Genomic DNA, 538 nt, shown 5'->3' on the forward strand with positions numbered 1-538 from the left:
TTGCCGCAGATGGCTGACGAGAGCGCACGGCGCTACGTCTTCGTGGCCATCGACCGGGCTACGCGCTGGGTATTCGTGGCAATCAAGAACCGCAAGACGGCAGCCGCTGCACAGTCCTTCCTCAATGCGCTGACGCGCGCTGCGCCGTTCCGGATTCGCACGCTGCTCACCGACAACGGCAAGGAATTCACCGACCGGCTGTTTGGCAAGCGAATGAAGGAGGCAAGTGGTCAGCATGAGTTCGACGCGCTGTGCGAGGCCTTGGGTATTGAACACCGGCTGACACGGCCCCGTACGCCGCAGACCAACGGAATGGTGGAGCGCTTCAACGGCCGGATTGAGCAGGTGCTGCGTTCGCATCATTTCAACAGCTCAGAAGACCTGGAGACAACGCTGCTGCGCTACGTCTGGCTGTACAACCAGCATCTGCCTCAGAAAGCCCTGAACCACGAGGCGCCGATCCAGGCGATGAAACGGTGGCAGCAATCACATCCTCATCTGTTTCAGAGGTCAGTGAGGAATCATCCGGGACCTGACA

The 538-nt window shown here is 60.0% G+C and carries 1 protein-coding gene; it reads left to right on the top strand.

The window, feature by feature from the left end; genetic code table 11:
- Positions 1-538, top strand: a 538-nt coding sequence (locus tag N5K27_RS29020; protein WP_279821047.1) for a DDE-type integrase/transposase/recombinase, incomplete at both ends; no start/stop codon positions are given.

It is taken from the genome of Pigmentiphaga sp. GD03639, assembly GCF_029845405.1.
GTDB lineage: Bacteria > Pseudomonadota > Gammaproteobacteria > Burkholderiales > Burkholderiaceae_B > Pigmentiphaga > Pigmentiphaga daeguensis.